At 72.2% G+C, this 20,714-nt stretch carries 23 protein-coding genes; 12 read left to right on the top strand and 11 right to left on the bottom strand.

Annotation, left to right across the window (positions count from 1 at the left end; translation table 11 throughout):
- Positions 1–128: 128 nt before the first annotated feature.
- The 3 genes from ACFVYA_RS25855 to ACFVYA_RS25865 all read right to left on the bottom strand — a co-directional run bounded on the left by ACFVYA_RS25855 (position 129) and on the right by ACFVYA_RS25865 (position 2,816).
- On the bottom strand, positions 129–1,064 hold the full coding sequence (locus ACFVYA_RS25855; protein WP_387048556.1) for a ParA family protein: 936 nt from the start codon (positions 1,062–1,064) through the stop codon (positions 129–131).
- Between the two features lie 64 nt (positions 1,065–1,128).
- Positions 1,129–1,920 (bottom strand): thioesterase family protein, encoded by a 792-nt coding sequence (locus ACFVYA_RS25860; protein WP_387048558.1) that lies wholly within the window; start codon positions 1,918–1,920, stop codon positions 1,129–1,131.
- Positions 1,920–2,816, bottom strand: a complete 897-nt coding sequence (locus tag ACFVYA_RS25865; RefSeq protein WP_387048559.1) for a RecB family exonuclease — start codon at positions 2,814–2,816, stop codon at positions 1,920–1,922. Before ACFVYA_RS25865 ends, ACFVYA_RS25860 begins: the two co-directional genes overlap by 1 nt.
- Before the next feature lie 221 nt (positions 2,817–3,037).
- On the opposite strand from ACFVYA_RS25865, the gene ACFVYA_RS25870 reads away from it, so the two are divergent.
- From ACFVYA_RS25870 to ACFVYA_RS25880, 3 genes are all read left to right on the top strand, one after another.
- Complete coding sequence (locus ACFVYA_RS25870) at positions 3,038–4,189, top strand: M50 family metallopeptidase (protein ID WP_387048561.1); 1,152 nt, start codon at positions 3,038–3,040, stop codon at positions 4,187–4,189.
- A 68-nt stretch (positions 4,190–4,257) separates the two neighbouring features.
- A complete protein-coding gene (locus tag ACFVYA_RS25875; protein ID WP_387048563.1) occupies positions 4,258–5,088 on the top strand; it encodes a tRNA (adenine-N1)-methyltransferase in 831 nt (276 codons plus the stop codon).
- Positions 5,089–5,247: 159 nt separating this feature from the next.
- Positions 5,248–5,376, top strand: coding sequence for a hypothetical protein (locus ACFVYA_RS25880; protein WP_387048639.1), 129 nt, complete (start codon positions 5,248–5,250; stop codon positions 5,374–5,376).
- A gap of 27 nt (positions 5,377–5,403) precedes the next feature.
- Here the strand turns inward: ACFVYA_RS25880 and ACFVYA_RS25885 are convergent, their stop codons facing one another.
- Entirely contained in the window at positions 5,404–5,856 is a 453-nt protein-coding gene (locus tag ACFVYA_RS25885) for a hypothetical protein (RefSeq protein ID WP_285992065.1), read from the bottom strand.
- Positions 5,857–5,869: 13 nt separating this feature from the next.
- Complete coding sequence (locus ACFVYA_RS25890; protein ID WP_387048564.1) at positions 5,870–6,760, bottom strand: hypothetical protein; 891 nt, start codon at positions 6,758–6,760, stop codon at positions 5,870–5,872.
- A gap of 367 nt (positions 6,761–7,127) precedes the next feature.
- Here ACFVYA_RS25890 and arc point away from each other — a divergent pair, with 367 nt between their 5' ends.
- Entirely contained in the window at positions 7,128–8,930 is a 1,803-nt protein-coding gene (gene arc / locus ACFVYA_RS25895) for a proteasome ATPase (RefSeq protein WP_285992063.1), read from the top strand.
- Positions 8,931–8,983: 53 nt separating this feature from the next.
- On the opposite strand, the gene ACFVYA_RS25900 is transcribed toward arc, so the two are convergent.
- On the bottom strand, positions 8,984–9,910 hold the full coding sequence (locus tag ACFVYA_RS25900; protein WP_387048565.1) for a DMT family transporter: 927 nt from the start codon (positions 9,908–9,910) through the stop codon (positions 8,984–8,986).
- 76 nt (positions 9,911–9,986) lie between these two features.
- Here ACFVYA_RS25900 and ACFVYA_RS25905 point away from each other — a divergent pair, with 76 nt between their 5' ends.
- The gene (locus ACFVYA_RS25905) at positions 9,987–10,811 is read left to right on the top strand and encodes a DUF3626 domain-containing protein (RefSeq protein ID WP_387048566.1); all 825 of its coding nucleotides are present in this window, start codon (positions 9,987–9,989) and stop codon (positions 10,809–10,811) included.
- Here the strand turns inward: ACFVYA_RS25905 and ACFVYA_RS25910 are convergent.
- Entirely contained in the window at positions 10,800–11,681 is an 882-nt protein-coding gene (locus ACFVYA_RS25910) for a TIGR03620 family F420-dependent LLM class oxidoreductase (RefSeq protein ID WP_387048568.1), read from the bottom strand. The two genes, ACFVYA_RS25905 and ACFVYA_RS25910, sit on opposite strands and share 12 nt — an antisense overlap.
- A gap of 67 nt (positions 11,682–11,748) precedes the next feature.
- On the bottom strand, positions 11,749–12,087 hold the full coding sequence (locus ACFVYA_RS25915; RefSeq protein WP_387048569.1) for an ArsR/SmtB family transcription factor: 339 nt from the start codon (positions 12,085–12,087) through the stop codon (positions 11,749–11,751).
- Positions 12,088–12,134: 47 nt separating this feature from the next.
- Here ACFVYA_RS25915 and ACFVYA_RS25920 point away from each other — a divergent pair, with 47 nt between their 5' ends.
- The 3 genes from ACFVYA_RS25920 to ACFVYA_RS25930 are packed head-to-tail and all read left to right on the top strand — an operon-like array spanning position 12,135 to position 14,076.
- Entirely contained in the window at positions 12,135–12,470 is a 336-nt protein-coding gene (locus tag ACFVYA_RS25920; protein WP_387048570.1) for a hypothetical protein, read from the top strand.
- Positions 12,467–13,408, top strand: a complete 942-nt coding sequence (locus ACFVYA_RS25925) for an aldo/keto reductase (protein ID WP_387048571.1) — start codon at positions 12,467–12,469, stop codon at positions 13,406–13,408. The genes ACFVYA_RS25920 and ACFVYA_RS25925 overlap by 4 nt, the downstream gene beginning before the upstream one ends.
- A 53-nt stretch (positions 13,409–13,461) precedes the next feature.
- Positions 13,462–14,076 (top strand): hypothetical protein, encoded by a 615-nt coding sequence (locus ACFVYA_RS25930; RefSeq protein ID WP_285992056.1) that lies wholly within the window; start codon positions 13,462–13,464, stop codon positions 14,074–14,076.
- On the opposite strand, the gene ACFVYA_RS25935 is transcribed toward ACFVYA_RS25930, so the two are convergent.
- The gene (locus ACFVYA_RS25935; protein ID WP_285992055.1) at positions 14,067–14,585 is read right to left on the bottom strand and encodes an NUDIX domain-containing protein; all 519 of its coding nucleotides are present in this window, start codon (positions 14,583–14,585) and stop codon (positions 14,067–14,069) included. The two genes, ACFVYA_RS25930 and ACFVYA_RS25935, sit on opposite strands and share 10 nt — an antisense overlap.
- 41 nt (positions 14,586–14,626) lie before the next feature.
- Between ACFVYA_RS25935 and dop the strand changes: the two genes are divergently transcribed.
- From dop to prcA, 4 genes are all read left to right on the top strand, one after another.
- On the top strand, positions 14,627–16,129 hold the full coding sequence (gene dop / locus ACFVYA_RS25940; protein ID WP_285992054.1) for a depupylase/deamidase Dop: 1,503 nt from the start codon (positions 14,627–14,629) through the stop codon (positions 16,127–16,129).
- A gap of 85 nt (positions 16,130–16,214) precedes the next feature.
- The gene (locus ACFVYA_RS25945; protein WP_013226725.1) at positions 16,215–16,409 is read left to right on the top strand and encodes a ubiquitin-like protein Pup; all 195 of its coding nucleotides are present in this window, start codon (positions 16,215–16,217) and stop codon (positions 16,407–16,409) included.
- Positions 16,410–16,520: 111 nt separating this feature from the next.
- Positions 16,521–17,375 carry a proteasome subunit beta gene (gene prcB / locus ACFVYA_RS25950; protein ID WP_285992053.1) on the top strand — a complete coding sequence of 285 codons (855 nt, stop codon included), beginning with the start codon at positions 16,521–16,523 and terminating at the stop codon, positions 17,373–17,375.
- A gap of 55 nt (positions 17,376–17,430) precedes the next feature.
- Positions 17,431–18,228: a proteasome subunit alpha gene (prcA, locus tag ACFVYA_RS25955; protein WP_387048572.1), complete on the top strand. Its 798-nt coding sequence runs from the start codon at positions 17,431–17,433 to the stop codon at positions 18,226–18,228.
- Positions 18,229–18,587: 359 nt separating this feature from the next.
- On the opposite strand, the gene ACFVYA_RS25960 is transcribed toward prcA, so the two are convergent.
- Entirely contained in the window at positions 18,588–19,364 is a 777-nt protein-coding gene (locus ACFVYA_RS25960; protein WP_387048574.1) for a class I SAM-dependent methyltransferase, read from the bottom strand.
- A gap of 11 nt (positions 19,365–19,375) precedes the next feature.
- Entirely contained in the window at positions 19,376–20,611 is a 1,236-nt protein-coding gene (locus ACFVYA_RS25965; protein ID WP_387048576.1) for an alpha/beta hydrolase, read from the bottom strand.
- Positions 20,612–20,714: the final 103 nt, after the last annotated feature.

The following is a 20,714-nucleotide window of genomic DNA, read 5'->3' on the forward strand; positions in this document are numbered from 1 at the left end:
CTGGCACGCCCCCGCCGCGGGGGGCCCCTTGGCTTTCCGGGGGCGGCACAGCCGGCCCGCCCGCCACTGCCCGCACCCGGTTGGGGGGGCTAGGGCGGGTTCCCGCCTGCCTTACCCCTCACGACCGGTCAGCGGGGGCGGTGGGGCTTCTTCGGCAGCAGGTCGTAGAGGCCCTTGCGGGCGCCGTTGTCGTTGACGTTGCGGGCGACGGCGACTTCGGAGATGAAGTCCTCGAAGACGAACTCCTCGTCGGCCGGGACCACCGCCGGGGCCGCGTTCTGCGCCAGGTGGCTGTCCAGCGTCTCCGCGATCTCGCGGAAGGACAGCGCCTGCAACGTCTCGGGCGCGTAGGTCGTCACCGGGACGCCGTGCGCCGCCGCCTCGTTCATCACCACGCCCAGCGGCAGGTGCGACAGCATCGGGATGCCGAAGTCGTACATCTCCTGCAGCGCCGCGGCCGCGTAGTGCGAGATCGGCCGCCGGTACAGGCTCGGCACCAGGCCGAACCACGACAGCGGCTGCCGCCCGACGGTCTGCTCGACGTACCGGACCTGGTCGGCCAGCAGCCGCAGCGCGCGGATGCTCGTCTTGTCCGGCTGGACCGGGACCAGGATGCCGTGCGAGGCCGCCAGCGCGTTGTTCGTCAGCACGTCCAGCGCCGGCGGGCAGTCGATGACGCAGTGGTCGTAGTTGGCGAACTGGATGACCCGGGCGAGCTGCCAGCCGGGAACGCGGAACGAGTCGAGCCGCCGGATCAGGTCGAACATCCCCGGCGACGTCGGCACGACGTCGAGCGCGCCGCCCTTGCCGAGGTTGCTGCGCGGGTGCGGGACGACGATCTCCTCGATCGGGCCCTTCCACGTCTTGGCCAGCGCTTTCGCCAGGCTCGGCCGGTCCGAGGGCACCTCGGACAGCCCGAGCATCTCGGTCGTCGCGTGGCCCTGCGGGTCGAGGTCGACCAGAAGCACCCGGCGGCCCTTCTCGGCCAGTGCGGCCGCGGTGCCGACGCTCAGTGAGGTCTTGCCGACCCCGCCTTTCTGGTTGACCACCGAGGTGATCTGCATGCCGGAGCGCTCCTCAAGTCGGTCGTTCCGCGAAGGTTATTGGATGCGGGCCCGTTGTGGGTGGCTATCCGCCTCCGGCCTGTCGCGGCCGGACCATCAGGGCCTGCGCGCCGGTGGCCACCGGGCCGTCGCCGTCGTGCAGGATGCTGGTCGCCGTGCCGATGCCGTGCCGGCCGACCAGCGTGACCGCGTCGAGGCCGATCCACTCGCCGGCCGGCGTCCGCCGCAGGTGCACGGTGAGTTCCGAGTTGATGAACCACCACTTCCGCGGGTCGAGGTAGTTGGACACGCCGTTGCCGGAGTCGGCCACGGCGAACAGCCGCTGCAGGCCGCTCGGTTCCTCGCCGTCGACCAGCGGGACGCGCTGGCGGGCCCACACGGCGGCCGGGCCGGGCACGTCCATGCCGCCGCGCACCGCGCGCCACTCGACCGCGTCCAGGTAGCCGGCCTGCCAGCCCTCCGGCCAGGGTGACTCCTCGACACTGCCGGCCCCGGGCAGGAGCGGGCCGGCGTCGGTGCCGATTTCCGCCGTGTCGGATGTCGCGATGCGCCACGCCGACGCCCTGGCGACGACCCGCTCGGCGATCGCCAGCTCGGCCTGCAGCAGTTCGACCGACCGGCCGGGCCGCTCGATCCGGGCCCGCACGATGAGCTCGGCGACCGGTGCCGGCCCGAGGATCTCGACGGTCACGCGGGCGAGTTCGGCCGGATGGGTGGTTTCGACGGTTTCGAGGGCCCGGACGAGCAACGCCGACGGCGGGCCGAAGTGCTGGGCGTCCGGGGTCCACGGCCCGGCCGTGTGCCCGGTCGCGGAGAACCGGCCGTCGCCGAGCGGGACGTAGAAGGCGTCGGCCATCAGTCGGCCCGGTCCAGCGGCGTCTCGTCGCCCGCGTCGGGTTCCGGCCAGCCGGGGTATTCGGGTGGGGTGCCGCCGTACTCGGGGCAGTGCGCCTGGTGGTCGCACCAGTTGCACAGCTTGCTCTTGTTCGCCCGGAAGTCGCCGGTCTTGCCCGCCTTGAGGATGGCCTGCCAGATGGCTTCCAGCGTGCGTTCGAAGCGCAGCAGCTCGGCTTCGTCGGGGGTGTAGGCGAGCGATTGGCCGTCGGTGAGGTACATGAGCTTGAGCTGGCGCGGGACGATCCCGCGCAGCCGCCACAGGACCACGGCGTAGAACTTCATCTGGAACATCGCCTTGGCCTCGCCGATCTCGCGCGGCGCGGCACCGGTCTTGTAGTCGACGACCCGGATCTCACCGGTCGGCGCGACGTCGAGCCGGTCGATGTAGCCGCGCAGCAGCACGCCGGAGCCGAGCTCGATCTCGACGTGCAGCTCGCAGGCCTCGGGTTCCAGCCGCCGCGGGTCTTCCAGTTCGAAGTAAGCGTCCAGCAGCTTTTCCGCCGACCGGAGCCAGTCCGCTTGGTCGTCGGGCTTTCCGCCGTCGAACAGTTCGGTCCACTCCGGACGGTCGGCGGACAGCTCGCTCCACGCCGGGCCGAGCAGCTCGCGGGCCCGCGGCGGGACGCGCTCGGCGGCCGGCAGGGCGAAGAGCCGCTCCAGGACGGAGTGCACGAGCGTGCCGCGCAGCTGGGCCTTGGTCGGGACCTCCGGCAGCCGGTCGACCGCGCGGAACCGGTAGAGCAGCGGGCACTGCTTGAAGTCGCTGGCCCGTGACGGCGACAACGCGGGCCGCCGCCGCACCTCGGTGGCGACGGCGGCTGGGGTGTCGGTGGTCACGGTGTCGGCGTCGGGCATGGGCAGAGCGTAACGCCGGGGTCCGACAGTTCCGGCGACCGCAACGCCCGCCACCCCCACCCGGAACGGACGACACGCGTACCTGCACGGACGACACGCGTACCGGGATGGACGACACGACCGGCCGCCGTGTCGGCCGCCGGGGTACGCGTGTCGTCCGGGGCGACACCGGTGGGGGCCGGATCACCCGGGACCCACACCCGGGGCTCTAGGCTCTCCGCATGGCCGCGACCAGTGAGCAGGGCACCGGGGGCACCCGGCAGGCCGTCCGCTCGGACGGCGGCCTCGTGCTGTTCCGGGTCGCCGGGGTGCCGGTGCTGCTCGCGCCGTCCTGGTGGGTCGGCTCGCTGATCGTCGTCGTGCTCTACGCGCCGCTGGTCGGGCGGCTGCTCCCGGACGCCTCGGCGACGACGTCGTGGCTGCTGGCCGGCGCGTTCGCGCTGCTGCTGGGCCTGTCCGTGCTCGCGCACGAGCTCGGGCACTGCCTGGTCGCGCTGCGGCTGGGGATCCCCGTGCGGCGGCTGCGGCTGTTCCTCCTCGGCGGACTGTCCGAAGTGGCCCGCACCCCGAAGCGCCCGAGCGACGAAGGCCTGGTCGCCGCGGCCGGTCCCGCCGTGTCGCTGCTGCTCGGCGGCTTCTGCGGGCTGCTGATGTTCGCCGTGCCGCCGGACGGCGCGGTCTGGCTCCTGGTGGCCGAGTGCGCGGTGGCGAACCTCGCCGTCGGCGTGTTCAACCTGCTGCCCGGGCTGCCCCTGGACGGCGGCCGGCTGGTCCGCGCCGGGGTCTGGGCGGCCACCGGCATCCGCGCCAAGGGCACGCGCGCGGCGGTCGCCGGCGGCGCGGTCGTGGCCGCCGGGCTGCTGGTCTGGGCCTTGTGGGGCCTGGCGACCGCGAGCCCGGACCGCTGGCTGCGGCTGGGCGTCTGCGTCGTCACGGCGTGGTTCGTGATCCTCGGCGCGCGCTCGGAGCTGGCCGCCGAAGCCCGCCGCACGTGGCCGGACGGCCTGGTCCTCGGCGAGCTGGTCCGGCCGGTGCTGCAGCTGCCCGCCGAAAGCCCGGTGTCGGACGCGCTGGCCGCGTCGGCCGGCCGGGGCGTGGTCCTGGTCCGCGCCGACGGCGTGGCGGCCGGGCTCCTGGACGTGGGCGCGGCGGAGCGGCTCGCGAGCTCCTCGCCGCACGCCCCGGCCGAGTTCGCCGCCGAACCGATCCGGGCCGAGACCGTGCTGCTGGCGTCGGAGCCGGGGGAGGACGTCGTCGAGCGGGTCCGCGAGACCGCGGCGTGGCAGTTCCTCGTGGTCGACGACGAGGGCCGCCCGGCGGGCGTGCTGCGCCGGGACGACCTGCGGGCCGCGCTGAACCGCCGTACCCGCTGAGCCCGGCGCCCGCGCGGCCTGCGAAGATCTGGTGTCGGCCAAACGGGTTACAGGCGCAGGAGGAAGTGTTGTCGGTCAGCGGACCGTTTAGCGCGGGTGATCGGGTGCAGTTGACCGACTCGAAGGGGCGGCACTACACCCTGACGCTGGCCGCCGGTGGTGAGTACCACACCCACCGCGGCGCCCTGGCCCACGACGACCTCATCGGCCGTCCCGAAGGGTCGGTGGTCACGTCCGCGGGCGGGTCGACGTACCTCGCGCTGCGCCCCCTGCTGCCGGACTACGTCCTCTCGATGCCCCGCGGCGCGCAGGTGATCTACCCGAAGGACGCGGCGCAGATCGTGATGTGGGGCGACATCTTCCCCGGCGCGCGCGTGCTCGAGGCGGGCGCCGGTTCCGGCGCGCTGACGTGTTCGCTGCTGCGCGCGGTCGGCCCGGCCGGGCAGGTGCACTCCTACGAGATCCGCGACGACCACGCCGAACACGCCGAGCGGAACGTGGTGAAGTTCTTCGGCGAGAAGCCGGCCAACTGGTCGCTCACGGTGGCCGACCTGGCCTCGCACGAGGGCGAGGTCGACCGCGTCGTGCTGGACATGCTGGCGCCGTGGGACCAGCTGCCGAACGTGGCCGCCCACCTCGTGCCGGGCGGGGTGCTGACGGTCTACGTCGCGACGGTGACGCAGCTTTCGCGCGTCACGGAGTCGCTGCGCGAGCAGCAGTGCTGGACCGAGCCCGAGTCGTGGGAGACGCTGATGCGCCCGTGGCACGTAGTGGGCCTGGCGGTCCGCCCGGACCACCGCATGGTGGCGCACACGGCGTTCCTGCTCACGGCCCGCCGGCTGGCGGACGGCACCGTGTCGCCCCGGGTCTCGCGGCGGCCGAGCAAGGGCAAGGGCTGAGGTAGAGCCGCGCCGGAAGGCCGCGAACGACGTGCGGGGCGCCGGCCTCGCGATCCCGCGGGTCTGTTTTCGCGGGGGCGAACCCGGAGGGCGCGGTGTTGCGGAACGCCACCCTCAGCCGCGCGAGCCTGACCCGGTGCGCTCCTGCGGGACGCGGACCTGCGCGGCGCCGACTTCCGCGCGGCCGACCTGGCGGCCGCGGACCTGACCGGAGCCTTCGCCGACGCGACCGCCCGCTGGCCCGACGGGTTCACGCCGCCCGGCACGCACCAGCGGCCGCGGACCTGACCGGGCACGGGCGCCCGGGCCCCGGGCTCAGCCCGGCACGCACCAGCGGCCGTTCTCCTTGTGCAGCGGGAAGGGCGTGTCCTTGGTGCCGCCCGCCGCTTCGACGTGCACCTTCGCCGTCGCGGACTCGCCGCGCAGCTCCGGGGGTGCGGCCAGCTTCGCCGTGACCGGGCCGGCCGCGTCCCAGGTTCGCTGGAGGCCGGCGAGTGCGTCGGCGGTCTGCGGGCGGCAGGTGAGCTTCCCGAACGCCGCCGAGTCGTGGCGGGCGATCGCGTCGACGATCGCGCGGGCCAGCACCGCCACCGCCGCGGTGTCGGCCTCGTCGGGAGGCGGTGGCGGGGCCGACGGGCGGGGCGACGGCGACGGCGTGTCCGACGCCGCGGGCGGGGAGCCGGCCGGGGCGACGAGCAGCAGCCCGAGCACGGCACCCGCTCCGGCCACGCCGAGCAGCACCAGCCCGGCGGCGAGCGGGCGGTTCACCGCCGCCGGGTGCTCACGAGCCGTCCGCGTGGACGTTGGACAGGCACCAGAGCCCGGATTCCTTCTGCGCCGACATCGTGCCGACCTTGGTCTTGCTGCCGTCGGTGGCGGAGTAGCGGACGGTGGCCTTGTCGCCGGTCTCCTCCGGGGTGCCGGTCAGCTTCACCGTGACCTTCGGGATCTCGCCCGTGGTGCCCTCGTAGACGCTGCGGCAGATCGTGTCGCCGAGCGCCTTCTCGTCGCCCGCGTTGTAGGCCGAGAGGGTCGAGTCGAACAGCTCCTGCGAGCTGGCCTTGCCACCGGGCGCCGGGCCGCCCGCGGGCTTGCTCTTCGACGTCGGGCTGGTCGGTGCGGTGCTCTTGGGCTTCGGGGTGGACGCCTTCGGCACCGTGGAGGGCGCGGTCGGTGCGGCCGAGCTGCTGGTCGCGGGCGGTGCGGCGGTCTGCTGGTCGTCGCCGTTCATGAGCACGAACGCGGTCACGCCACCGCCGACGAGCACCACCGCGGCGGCCGCGATGCCGACGATCAGGCCGGTCTTCTTCTTGGGCGGGGGTGCCTCGCCGAAGCTGCCGCCGTACGGGTCGTGGCCGCCGAAGGACTGGGGCGGCCGGCCCCACTGGTCCTGCTGGCCGTACTGCGGGTGGCCCTGCTGGGGCTGAGGGCCCGTCTGCGGCTGGTAACCGCCCTGGCCGGGCTGGTCGTAGGGCCCGGGCTGCCCGTACTGCTGGGTGCCGCCGTAGCCGCCGGGCTGGCCGAACTGCTGGGTGCCGCCGTAGCCGGGCTGGGGCTGGGGGCCGCTCTGGGGGTAGCCGCCCTGCTGCGGCTGACCGTACGGCCCGGGCTGCTGCCCGTAGCCGCCGGGCTGCTGGCCGTAGCCGCCCGGTTGCTGCGGCGGGTAGGTCATGACTGGTGCCCCCTAGCGTTCCTTCGATAGCGCCCGGCCATCAGGGCCGGTACGGCGTCGCCCGATGCTAGCCACCGGGCCGTCCCGCCGCGCGGTTAGGGCGGAACTGGCCGGAATTGCCCGGTCTCCCGGGCGAGGTTGGCGCCGCCACGCGCGGGGTACTCCCGACGTGCTTGCTTCCTCCCGGCCCGGACGGACCCGTCACACACCCGCGTCACGGCACCGAAATGGCCGCTTGCGCTGCGGGAATGTCCGTGCTGGGGGTGGCCGGCAAACCGCGACGCGCCGATCTTGTGATGCGGAAAGGCCTTTTCTTGTCGGTGATCGCCGGTACCGTGGAATGAAAAGCACTCCGAGGAGGTGCCCGATGCATCATGACCTTCCCGGAGGTCGGCGCGAGGAGGCCGACCCTTCAGCAACATCCGGAGCTGGGACGACGGCGGACGAGCAGGCTCGGCAGATCCGTTTTCTCGAGGAAGAAGTGGCGCTGCTGCGCCGCAAACTGACGGACTCGCCACGGCAGAACCGCGTTCTCGAACAGCGGCTCGCCGAGGCCTCGGAAAGGGTGAGCCAGCTCACCGAACGCAACACCAAACTGGTCGAAACCCTGCGCGAAGCGCGAGGACAGCTCCTCGCCCTCCGCGAGGAGGTCGACCGGCTGGCCCAGCCACCGTCCGGGTACGGCGTCTTCGTCGAGGCGTACGAGGACAACACGGTGGACGTCTTCACGGCCGGCCGGAAGATGCGGGTGTCGGTGTCGCCCGCGGTCGAGCTCTCTTCGTTGCGTCGCGGCCAGGCGCTGCGGCTCAACGAGGCGCTCACCGTGGTCGAGGCCGGCGGCTTCGAACGCGTCGGTGAGGTGTGCGCCCTGCGTGAGGTGCTCGCATCGGACGTCGAGGGCGGCAGCCTTCGCGCGCTGGTGGTCGGGCACGCGGACGAAGAGCGGGTGGTCCTGCTCTCCGACCTGCTGGCCGAGCAGCCGCTCAAGCCGGGCGACTCGCTGCTGGTGGACTCCAAGGCCGGCTACGCGTACGAGCGCGTGCCGAAGGCGGAGGTCGAGGACCTGGTGCTGGAGGAGGTGCCCGACGTCCGCTACGAGGACATCGGTGGCCTCACCCGGCAGATCGAGCAGATCAGGGACGCGGTCGAGCTGCCGTTCCTGCACGCCGACCTGTACCAGGAGTACCAGCTGCGCCCGCCCAAGGGCGTCCTGCTCTACGGCCCGCCGGGCTGCGGCAAGACGCTCATCGCCAAGGCGGTGGCGAACTCGCTGGCCAAGAAGGTGGCGGCGGCGCGGGGCGACAACGAGGACGGGAAGTCCTACTTCCTGAACATCAAGGGTCCCGAACTGCTCAACAAGTTCGTCGGGGAGACCGAGCGGCACATCCGCTTGATCTTCCAGCGGGCGCGGGAGAAGGCCTCCGAGGGCACCCCGGTGATCGTGTTCTTCGACGAGATGGACTCGATCTTCCGGACCCGTGGGTCGGGCGTGTCGTCCGACGTGGAGACCACGATCGTGCCGCAGCTGCTGTCGGAGATCGACGGTGTCGAAGGCCTGGAGAACGTCATCGTCATCGGCGCCTCCAACCGCGAGGACATGATCGACCCGGCGATCCTGCGGCCGGGCCGGCTCGACGTCAAGATCAAGATCGAGCGTCCGGACGCCGAAGGCGCGAAGGACATCTTCTCCAAGTACCTGGCCGAAGGCCTGCCGATCCACGCCGACGACCTCGCCGAGTTCGGCGGGGACCCGAAGGCGACGTTCGACGCGATGATCCAGCACACCGTCGAGCGGATGTACGAGGAGAGCGACGAGAACCGGTTCCTCGAGGTGACCTACGCCAACGGGGACAAGGAAGTCCTGTACTTCCGCGACTTCAACTCGGGCGCGATGATCCAGAACATCGTGGACCGGGCGAAGAAGTCGGCGATCAAGTCGGTGCTGGAGACCAAGCAGCCCGGTCTCCGCGTGCAGCACCTGCTCGACGCGATCGTCGACGAGTTCGCGGAGAACGAGGACCTGCCCAACACCACCAACCCGGACGACTGGGCCCGGATCTCCGGCAAGAAGGGCGAGCGGATCGTCTACATCCGCACGCTCGTCACCGGCAAGAACCAGGACTCGGGGCGGGCGATCGACACCGCCACGAACACCGGTCAGTACCTGTAGGAGTTCGAGTGTCCGATGGGCGGTTGCCGCGAGGCAGCCGCCCATCGGCGCGTCTAACGGCGGACGAGTTCCGCGTCGACCCGAGTTGAGCGCCGCAGGCGCAACTTCCCGTGCGCGGCGAGGATCCCCAGCACCACCAGCAGGGCCCCGGCCGGCTGGTTCCAGCTCACCGGCTCACCGAGCACCAGCACGCCGAGCAGCACGCCCACCACCGGCGTCAGGTACGTCACCGCCGAGGCGTTGGCCGCGCCCCAGGCGGCGATGATCCGCGTGTTCCAGGCGTACGCGATGCCCGTGCCGAAGACGCCGAGCACCACCATGCTCCCCACCACCGGCAGGCTCAGGTGCACCGGCGTCGCCGCGATCACCGGGGTCAGCAGGCCCAGGATCACCGTCGCCGACGCCGTCTGCCCGAACGCGACGACCACCGGGTCCGTCCCACGGGGTGAGAGAAACCGGCGCAGGTAGACGAAACACGCGCCGTAGCACGCCGTCGCGCCGAGGCAGGCGAGCTGGGCCGTCAGCCGGTGCGACACGTCGATGCCGTGCCACACCCCGACGATCGTGAGCACGCCGGCGAACCCGAGCAGCAGGCCGAGCACCCGCGGCGGCGTGAACCGCTCCTCCGGCAGCGCCGCGGCCGCCAGCAGCATCGTGACCAGCGGCGTCGTCGCGTTGAAGATGCTGGCCAAGCCGGACGAAATGTACTGTTCCGCCCACGAGAACAGCAGGAACGGCACCACGCACAACAGCACCGACACGGCCGCGAGGTGACCCCACAGCACCGGATCGCGGGGGAGCGGCCGCCGGCGCACCACCAGGATCACGGCCAGCGCCAGCGCGCCCAGCGCGACCCGGGCCAGCGCGACCTGGCCCGGGGAGAGCCCGCCGAGACCGACCTTGATGAACAGGAAACTCGCACCCCACACGATCGCCAGCAGCGCGAACCGCACCGTGACCCCGAACTCCGTCCGTCGCATGGCCGCAGTCAAACCGCCGGACCGACCGCGAAGCCAGTGGTTTTCCGACGCCGTGTTGTGTATAACGACCTATACCATGGGGCAGGAATGGCAGGCAGCGGTCGAATACGTCGCGGACCGGGTCACCGGGCCGCCGCTGCCGGAGGACCTGGACGTCACGATCCACTTCCACCCGGACCGGCTGGTGGGGACGGTGCCGCTGCTGCGGCACTGGCTGACCGACGGCGTCTACCGCTCGCAGTTCGAGACCGGCACGGGCAACGGCGGCCTGACCGCGCACCCCGGCGGCGACCGGTGGCACTGGGAGCACCGGATGTTCGGCGGCGTCTACGACGAGCTGCCGCCGTCGCTCCGGCCGAAGTACGGCTCGCTCGACCACCGCCGCCGCCCGGCCGGTGGCTCCGTGCGGTTCGGCTCGGCCCACTTCCGGCTCAAGCGGGAAGTGCTGACGCGCACGACGTTCTGCTATCCGGACAGCTTCCGCGAACCGGCGCACTTCGGCACGCTCGCGCACATGCCGCTGATCCCCCTCGTCGAGGCGGACGCCCCCGACGAGCTCGACGACTACATCGAGGCCCACGTCCACGGCCCGCTGCGGCTGGCGGACGACGTCGCGGCCCTGGTGCTGGACCCGGCCTTCCGCGGCACCGACGTCGAAGCGGCGGCCGCCGGCTTCCGGTTCCCGACGTACTGGCACCACGGGTTCCGGCTCCCGGTGGCGGAGCTCGCCGAGCACGCGGACTACCGCGGCGAGGAAGCCGTGCGGGCCGGCGAAGACATCGCCGAGGACGGGTGGCTGGACGCCCGCGTCATCGGCGACGCCGTCCGCGCCGGCCGGCACGACCCCCAGGTGCTCAAGCGCGTGTGGCACTGCACCGCGCGGTTCGGCCTACGCGGGTAGCAGGGCCTCGGCCAGCCGCCGCCAGTGCGGCATGGCCGAGGTGCCCGGCTCGACCCCGATGACCTGGACGCCGACGTGGTCGGCGCCCGCGTCGAGGTGCCTGCCCAGCTTCGCGGTGATCGTCTCGAGGTCACCCCAGAACACGAGGTCGTCGACGAGGCGATCGCTGCCGCGGCCGCCGTCGATGTCCGCTTCCGTGTACCCGAGCCGCCGGAACTTGGCGACGTTGTACTCCGAGGTGAGGTACATGTGCAGGTGGGCGCGGGCGATCTCGCGCGCCTTGGCCGGGTCGGTTTCGAAGAGCACCGCGTGCTCGACACCGAGGAACGGGCCGGCCCCGAGGATCTCCCGCGCCTGGGCCGTGTGCTCCGGGGTCACGTGGTAGGTGTGCGCGCCCGCCGACCGGTCGCGGGCCAGTGCCAGCATCTTCGGGCCGTACGCCGCGAGCAGCCGGCGCATCGGCGCGCGCGGTGCGGGGTTGACGTCCTGGCCGGCGTCCAGCGCGTCGAGGTAGCCGTTCATGGCCTGAAGCGGCTTCGCGCCGGGCTTTCCGGCGCCGAAGCCGAGGCCCAGCAGGTGGCGGTCCGGGTAGGCGTCCGCCAGCAGCAGGGCCGCGCCGCGGGTCCACTGCGGCTCGCGGGACCAGATCTGCGCGATCCCGTTGACGACAGTGAGGCGTTCGGTGGCCGACAGCAGGAACCCGGCGTGCGTCAGCGCTTCGCGGCCCTCGCTCTCCGGGATCCAAACCGCCGGCCAGCCGAGCTCTTCCAGTTCCCGCACCGAATCCCGGATCAGGCCGGCCGGCTGGTCCTCGAAGTCGAACGTCCAGATCCCGTAGCGGCCGAGCCGCATGTTCTCGATCGTACCCATAAATCGAAGTATCGCAGATTTACGATATGAATGGCCGGTCGGGTGGCGAACCCGGGGGAGGGTGAGGTCAGAGGGAGCGGCCGAGGATGGCGACGAGCTCGGCGATCCGGGCCTCGTCCCGCTTGTAGTGCGTCCACTTGCCGACGCGCGTCGCCCGCACCAGCCCGGCACGCTGCAGCGACGCCATATACGCCGAGACCGTCGACTGCGCGAGTCCCAGCTTCTCCTGGATGTGGCTCACGCACACGCCGACCTCGACCGGGTCGGCGATCGCCCGGTCCGCCGGGAAGTGCCGCTCGGGATCCCGCAACCACCGCAGCACCTGCAGCCGCACCGGGTTCGCGAGCGCCTTGAAGACGTCGAGCAACTGCTCGACCTCGGCCTGGGATCCGGTACGCGTCGTCATGGTGTCGCTGCCAGTATATCGGCGTATAACGACCTATACTCACCGGCGTGACCGAAGAACCCCGGCCCCGCGCGCCCATCACCGAAACCGACGTCCTGGCCTGGCTGGAGACGACGGCCGTCGCCGTGGAAGCGGGAGAGGTGAGTGCCCAGGAACTCATCGACATGCTCGGCGAGCTGCGCCGCGCGTCCGCGGCCTGCGCCGACGCCTCCGACTGGCTGCTGCTCGCGGCCCGTGAAGGCGGCGCCAGCCTGCGGCAGATCGCCCCCGTCTTCGGCAAGGGCTACGTCCGGGCCCCGGCCGCGCGCCTGGAGAAGCTCCACCGCCAAGCCCAGACCTCGGGGCAGTGGCTGGCCATCCTGCGGCACAAGCAGACCGCGTGAGCGCGCGCGTGGACCGCATCGCCCTCGGCCTGGCGGCGCTCGGCCGTCCCGCGTACATCAACCTGGGGCGGGACGGGGCGCTGCCGCCGGTGCGGGACGTCGCCTCGATGCGCGCGGCGACGTTCGCGGTGCTCGACGACGCCTACGCCGCGGGCGTCCGGCACGTCGACGTCGCCCGCTCCTACGGGCGCTCCGAGGAGTTCCTGGCCGGCTGGCTCGCCGAGCGCAGGCACCCGGGAGTCGAGATCTCCAGCAAGTGGGGCTACGCCTACGTCGGGGAGTGGCGGCTCGACGCCGACGTGCACGAGGTGAAGGAGCACTCGGCGGCGCGGTTCGCCACGCAGTGGGCGGAAACCCTGGCGTTGCTGGGGGACCGGGTCGGGCTCTACCAGGTGCATTCGCTCACCGTGGACAGTCCGCTCTTCACCGACGAGCCGTTGCTCGAAGCCCTCGCGGAGCTGTCCGCGAACGGTGTCGCGGTCGGCTTTTCGACGTCCGGGCCGGCCCAGGCGGACGCGATCGAGCGGGCGTTCGCGCTGGAAGCGGCCGGGCAGCCGGTGTTCTCCGCGGTGCAGTCGACGTGGAACGTCCTGGAGCCGTCCGCGGGGCCGGCCCTGGCCGCGGCGCACGCGGCCGGGAACCGGGTGCTGGTCAAGGAAACCCTGGCCAACGGCAGGCTGGCGGTCGAAGCGCCGGCCGCGGTCCGCGGGATCGCCGCCGCGCACGGGACCGGGCCGGATGCGGTCGCGGTGGCCGCGGTGCTGGCGAACGACTGGGCGGACCGGGCGGTCATCGGCCCGGCGAGCCCGGCTCAGCTCGCGGCGAACCTGCAGGCCACGGCGCTGGAACTGACCGCGGCCGAACGGGATTCGCTGGCCGCGCTCGCCGAGGAGCCCGGGGCGTACTGGCGACACCGGTCCTCGTTGGAGTGGGACTGAAGGGCTGCACTACCCTTCGCAGGCACGCCACGGACAACAGGAGGCCGGAGCAGGTGCGTCATCGGCAGGCGATCGCGTTGGCCGCGGTCGCGTTGGTGGGTCTCACGGGCTGCGACGGGCCCGATCCGAACAACCTCGAGACGTACTACGACGATCCGGTACCCACGTCCCCGGCGGCACCGGCGGCACCGAAGACGTCGGAAGCCCCGGTGAGCCCGGCGAAGGCGACCCCGGCGGCACCCGATCTCAGCGGGCTCGCGCAGCGGGCACTGCTGTCCGATGCGGACGTCGCCGGGGAAGGCGTGCAGCCGGGCTCGGAGGAGACCGCGGGCTGCCTGGCGGACGGGCCGTCGGCGAGCAGCCGGACCGCGACCTGGCGCTACCCCAGCGGGTCGGAGCTGAGCCACCGCGTCTTCGTGTTCCCGGACCGGACGGCGGCCCAGGCCGTCGCGGAGACCGACTGCGCGGGCAAGACGGTGAGCGTCCCGGCCCAGGCCGGGGTCGAACTGCAGCGTGCCTGGTGCGACGGCAAGACCTGCACGGTGCTGCTGGCCAGGAAAATGCTCGTGTCCGAGCTGACGGTCTCGGCGAGCACGGGGGCCCGCGCGGTGGACGCGGCGAAGCGCCTGCTGCCCGCGATGGCGGCGAAGCTGGCTGCTCAGCCGTAGCGGCGGAACCATTCCTGGACGCCTTCGCGGCCGTCGGGGATGAAGGGCAGCTCCGGCGCCGGGTCGTCGACCCAGGCCCGCAGCTCCGCCAGGGTGATCCAGCGGCCTTCCACGATCTCCTCGGCCTGGTGGCGGATCGGGCCGTCCCAGCGGACTTCGAAGGCGAAGTTGTGGCAGCGGTTGCGGCCGTCGTCGTAGACCTTGGTGAACAGCGGCACGGGTTCCACCCCCTGGACACCGAGTTCCTCGGCGAGTTCGCGGCGGGCGCACTCGGCCGGGGTTTCGCCGGCGGCCACCACGCCGCCGGCCCAGCAGTCCCAGGTGGAGGGGAAGACGTCCTTCCCGGGGGTGCGGAGGTGCACGTAGACCGCGTTTCCGTCACCCGAACGGACCAGGACCACGCCGGCGGCGTGCCACAGGCCTTCGCTGCGGAGGCGGGTGCGGACGGTGGTGCCGACCACCGCGCCGGCCTGGTCATAGAGGGCAACGAGTTCGTCACTGCCTGGCATGGGTGCATCGTTCCACTAGGGCGACCCCGTAGGGTGGTGACATGCGGCGGATCATGGGAACCGAAGTCGAGTACGGCATCTCCGTGCCGGGCGACGCGACGGCGAACCCGGTACTCACCTCCACCCAGGTCGTGCTGGCCTACGCGGCCGCGGCCGACATCCCGCGCGCCCGGCGGGCGCGGTGGGACTACGAGGTGGAGAGCCCGCTGCGGGACGCGCGCGGGTTCGACCTGACCGGCCCGGGCGGCCCGGGGCACGACCCGGACGTCGAGGACCTGGGGGCGGCGAACGTCATCCTCACCAACGGGGCGCGGCTGTACGTCGACCACGCGCACCCGGAGTACTCGGCGCCCGAGGTGACGAACGCGCGGGACGCGGTCATCTGGGACAAGGCCGGCGAGCGGGTGATGGAGGAGGCGGCGATGAAGGCCGCCTCCGTGCCGGGCCAGCCGCAGCTGCAGCTGTACAAGAACAACGTCGACGGCAAGGGCGCGAGCTACGGCACGCACGAGAACTACCTGTGCGCGCGGTCGACCCCGTTCACCGCGATCATCGCGGGGCTGACGCCGTTCTTCGTTTCGCGGCAGGTGGTGACCGGCTCGGGCCGGCTCGGGATCGGCCAGCAGAGTGAAGAGGCCGGGTTCCAGCTCTCCCAGCGTGCGGACTACATCGAGGTCGAGGTCGGCCTGGAGACCACGCTCAAGCGCGGGATCATCAACACCCGCGACGAGCCGCACGCGGACGCGGACAAGTACCGGCGGCTGCACGTCATCATCGGCGACGCGAACATGTCGGAGTACTCGACCTATCTGAAGGTCGGGACGACGGCGCTGGTGCTGGACCTGATCGAGTCGGGCATCCGGTTCGACGACCTGAAGCTCGACGAGCCGGTCAAGGCGGTGCACCAGATCAGCCACGACCCGACGCTGAAGACGCAGGTCGCGCTGGCCAACGGCAAGAAGTACACCGGGCTGGACCTGCAGTTCGCCTACCACGAGATCGCTTCGCAGAACCTGGAGCGCACCGGCGCCGACCAGGCCTCGAAGGAGGTCCTGCGGGTCTGGGGCGAGATACTGGACGCCCTGGCGCGCGACCCGCAGGAGTGCGCGGACCGGCTGGACTGGCCGGCGAAGCTGCGGCTGCTGGAGGGCTACCGCCAGCGGGACAACCTGGCCTGGGGCGCGCCGCGGCTGCGGCTGGTCGACCTGCAGTATTCGGACGTGCGGCTGGCAAAGGGCCTGTACAACCGGCTCGTCACCCGCGGGTCGATGAAGCGGCTGGTCTCGGAGGAGGAGGTGCTGGCCGCGGTGACGACGCCTCCGTCGGACACGCGGGCCTACTTCCGCGGCCGGGCGCTGGAGAAGTACGCGACGTCCATCGCGGCGGCTTCGTGGGATTCGGTCATCTTCGACGTGGGCAAGGAGTCGCTGGTGCGGATCCCCACCCTCGAGCCGCTGCGGGGGACGAAGGCGCACGTCGGCAAGTTGCTGGACAACGCGGCGACGGCGGAGGAGCTGGTGGAGGCGCTCACCGGTTCGGACTAGGCGGTTGGCACACCGATCGCGGCGTTGCCCCGAATGTCGGGGCCGCTGGGTAGGCTAGGAAACATCAGCCACACCGGGAGGCGAGATGGCCCAGGAAAAGATCGAAAAGCACGGCGGTGGTGACTCCGACGAGGAGTTCGACGACACCGGCGCGGCGGGTCAGGAGCGGCGCGAGAAGCTCGGCGAGGACGTGGACACGATCCTCGACGAGATCGACGACGTGCTCGAAGAGAACGCCGAGGACTTCGTCCGGGCCTATGTGCAGAAGGGCGGCGAATAGCCGCTCGGGCGCACTGCGCCCTTGCCGACCGTTCAGCCGGCGGCCGGAGTTCCGCGTGGCGTCCTCCGCGCGCGGGGCTCCGGCCCGCACAGATGGGATTTTTGAGCACGTATGGACAACACCAGGGGCATCTCGGGTCCCGCGCTGCCTGCGGCGTACTTTTCCTCGGCGACGTCGTCGTTTTCGGACTTCCTGCGCGTCCAGGCGCCGGAACTGCTCCCGGAGCGGCGCGTGGCGCCGGGTGCGGCGGAGCTGGGCCTCCCGCACGGGACGACGATCGTCGCGTGCACGTTCGCGGGCGGTGTGCTGATCGCGGGTGACCGGCGGGCGACGTCGGGGAACCTGATCGCGAGCCGCGACATCGAGAAGGTGCACGTCACCGACGAGTATTCGGCGGTCGGCATCGCGGGCACGGCGGGGCTGGCCGTGGAGATGGTGCGGCTGTACGCGGTCGAGCTGGCGCACTACGAGAAGATCGAGGGCGTTTCGCTGTCGCTGGACGGCAAGACGAACAAGCTGGCCGGGATGGTCAAGGCGAACCTCGAGATGGCGATGGCCGGGCTGGCGGCGATCCCGTTGTTCGTGGGGTACGACCTGGAGGCCGAGGACGCCAAGCACGCCGGGCGGATCGTGTCGTACGACGCCGCGGGCGGGCGCTACGAGGAGAACGGCGGCTACGCGGGCATCGGCTCGGGTTCGCTGTTCGCGAAGTCCGCGCTGAAGAAGCTGCACGACCCGGACGCCGACGTCGAAGGCGCGACGCGGGTCGCGGTGGAGGCGTTGTACGACGCGGCGGACGACGACACCGCGTCGGGCGGCCCGGACCTGGTGCGGCGGATCTTCCCGAGCGTCGTGACGATCACCGCGGAGCGCGGCGCCGTGCAGCTGTCGGAGTCGGAGACGGCGGCGGTGGCCGAAGCCGTGGTGGCCGGGCGGATCGAGCGCCAGCAGCGCCGGCTGTCCTGACCGGAACCGGACGACCAGTGAACGTTGGAACACCGAAAGACCTGGAGCGCACACCGTGACGATGCCGTTGTATGCCTCTCCCGAGCAGCTGATGCGGGAGCGTTCCGAGCTGGCGCGCAAGGGCATCGCGCGCGGCCGGAGCGTGGTGGTGCTGAAGTACTCGGGTGGCGTGCTGTTCGTGGCGGAGAACCCGTCGGCGACGCTGCACAAGGTCTCCGAGATCTACGACCGGATCGGGTTCGCCGCGGTCGGGCGCTACAGCGAGTTCGAGAACCTGCGCGTGGCGGGCATCCGCCACGCGGACCTGAAGGGCTACCAGTACGACCGGCGTGACGTGAGTGCCCGGGCGCTGGCGAACGCGTACGCGGCGACGCTGGGCAGCATCTTCACCGAGCAGCTGAAGCCGTTCGAGGTGGAGGTCTGCGTCGCGGAGGTCGGGGCGAGCGCGGCGGAGGACCAGCTGTACCGGCTGACCTACGACGGGTCCATCTTCGACGAGCCGCAGTACATCGTGATGGGCGGCCAGAACGAGAAGATCGCGGCCAAGCTGAAGGAGACGTTCGAGGACGGCCTGGATCTGCAGGCGGCCCTGGGCGTGGCGGTGGCGGCCCTGCGGACGCCGATCCAGCCGGCCCCGTCGACGTCGTCATCGGGCTCGTCCGCTTCGTCGTCGGCGAACGCATCGGCGAACGGCAACAGCGACGCGGACCCGATCAAGCTGGAGGTGGCGGTCCTGGACCGCGACCGCCCCCGCCGATCGTTCCGCCGCCTGACGGGCGCGGCACTGGACACGCTGCTCCCGGTCCCGGACCCGCAGGGCGAGGAGCCGGAGAGCAAGCCCGAAGGCGAGTGAGTTCCTGAGCGAGACGGGGGGTGGGCGGGTAGGCCCCGCCCCGCTCCCATCTGCGCCCCCGCCCACCGCCCATCGGGCGAAGGCGAGCAGGGGGCGCAGGTATCGAGGAGCCGCGGGTCCTACGGCCTTTCCGCACAACCGGCTCCAAAGACAACCCGCCTCGGCCACACCCCCCTGCCGACCCGATACGCAGCCGCATCAGCGGCCGGCAGGCCGGGTCAAGGCACGCTTTCCCGCCTTGACGCGGCGTGCCGGCCGTTGAACAATCCGGCGTTCGGGCCGGCGGGGAGAACCCGGCAGACCCCAACACCGCAGCGTCGATCCGGCGCACACCGGGCTCGAAGGCGCCGGTCCCACAGTCATCCCACCCGCTGCGCAACAGCGAGCAGATGGGCACTGGTTTCGAGGATCCGCGGATCCTGTTCACCGATCCGGGCGGCCCGCAGGGCCGCTTCGGCCAGGCTGTCGAACCGGTCGAGCCCGGCCACGTCGAGCGCGGGCCACGCCGGGCCTTCGATCCCGTACACCCCGGCTTCCGGAAAGCCCGCGGCGACGACTTCGTCGCGCAGTTCGGTGGCGGTGTGCCAGTGCGTCGGCATGAACCCGACGTGGCCGTCGTACGCGCCGGTCTCGATGACCGCGCGGATCGGGTCGGTCAGCTCGGCGGTGAGGGTGCCCGTGGCGCCGGTTTCCAGCAGTGAGAGGTAGCGGCTGATGCCCGCGGCCGCGAGCAGCCCGCCCGGCCGCAGGACCCGGTGGGCTTCGGCGAGGGCCTGGGCGCGGTCGGCCGGTCCGACGAGGTGGTAGAGCGGCCCGAGCAGCAGGACGACGTCGAACGCGGCGTCCGGTGCGGTGAGGCTGCGGGCGTCCCCGGCCTCGGCGGTCACGCCGGGCAGCGTGCCGGCGTGCGCGACGTGGTCCGCGACGATGTCGACGAGGTGGACCGCGTGTCCATCGGTCGCGAGCCACTCGGCGTGGACACCGGTCCCGCCGCCGACGTCGAGCACGCGGGCGTGCGCGGGCAGGAAGCGGCGGAGCAGTTCGCGGGTGCGCAGGTACTCCAGCCGGCCGTGCGGGGTGCGGGCCAGCCGGGTGTGTTCGGCCGGGCCCGTGCGGTAGTGCGTGTCGAGATCCATGCCCGCAGTCTTCAGGACGTCGCGGGCGAGGTCCGGAAGGTCTGATCGGCGAACGCGAGCAGGTACGGCAGCGTCGCCCGGGCCGTGTGCCAGGTGTGGTTGAAGCCGCGTTCGGCATGGACCACCGCTTCCTGCCCGCGAGCGTGCAGTGCCTCCGCGATCCGCCGAGCCGTCGCGACGTCGGTCGGCGCCCCGGTGCCGACCGCGAGCATCACCGAGATCGGCGCCGTGAACTTCATCGTCGGCAGGTAGCGGCGGGGGGTGTTGGCGGCGATGGCCGCCCGGTTGCCGTCGAGGATGCCGACCGAGTCGTTGAGGTCGTCGTAGGGCAGCGCGATCACCAGGGTGGCGAACTCGTCGACGTGGTGGAGGCCGATGTTGAGCGCGCCGAAGCCGCCGCCGGACATGCCGCCCAGTGCCCGGTGGGCGCGGTCGGCGAGCGTGCGGTAGCGCTGGTCGACGGCCGGGACGACGGTGCCGGCCAGGTAGCTCTCCAGCTGCGGCCCGCCGGGCACGTTCAGGCACTCCCAGTCGGTGCTGGGGTTGCCGGCGGTCAGGTCGACGCTGACCACGATCATCGGCGCGATGACGTTGGCCTGCTGGAGCGCCAGGAGCGAGCCGGGGGCGTCGCCGGAGGTGAGCCAGTCGCGAGGACCGCCGAAGGGGTAGCCGTGGATGAGGTAGACGACCGGGTAGCGGCGGGTGGGATCGCTGTCGTACCCGGGCGGGAGGACGACGTAGTTGCTGCCCGAGGGGATCCCGTGGGCGGGATCGGCGAGGTTGACGACGTCGATCCGCTGCCCGGCGGCCGCCGCGCCCGCGCCGGGGTGCGGCCTGGACGACGACGAATCCGACGACGAATCCGGGGACGAGCCCGACGACGGTTCGGGGGCCTCCTTGCCGTCGTCGAGCAGGCGGCCGGCGAGGTTGACGACGCCGGGGCCGCGCTGGAGGAGCCGGGCCAGGTCGTCGGAGGTGCGGACGTACCCGACGTAGCTGTTGAGGGCGGTGACCGACGCCAGCAGCAGGAGCACGCCGAAGGCGGTGAACCCCCAGCGCCGGACCCGCCGCCGGTACCAGAGGGCGGCCACGACGGCGAGGACGGCGACGGCGGCCGAGGCGAAGCCGAGCCAGATGAGCGGTGACTCGAGCGGGCCCAGGTCGCGGGCGCGGGCGGTGACGTCACCCGGCAGCACCGGGTCGCTCGCGGCCCGGTGGATGACGCTCGCCAGGCCGTGCCCGTCCATCGAATCCCCGCTCGTCCCCTGGCCGCGGGCAGGAGTGCCCGCAACTCGATCGCGAAGCTAGCCGGGACCGGCTGTGGGTTCGTTGAGAAAAGGTAAAGGAAGG

This window comes from Amycolatopsis sp. NPDC058278, assembly GCF_042881395.1.
GTDB lineage: Bacteria > Actinomycetota > Actinomycetes > Mycobacteriales > Pseudonocardiaceae > Amycolatopsis.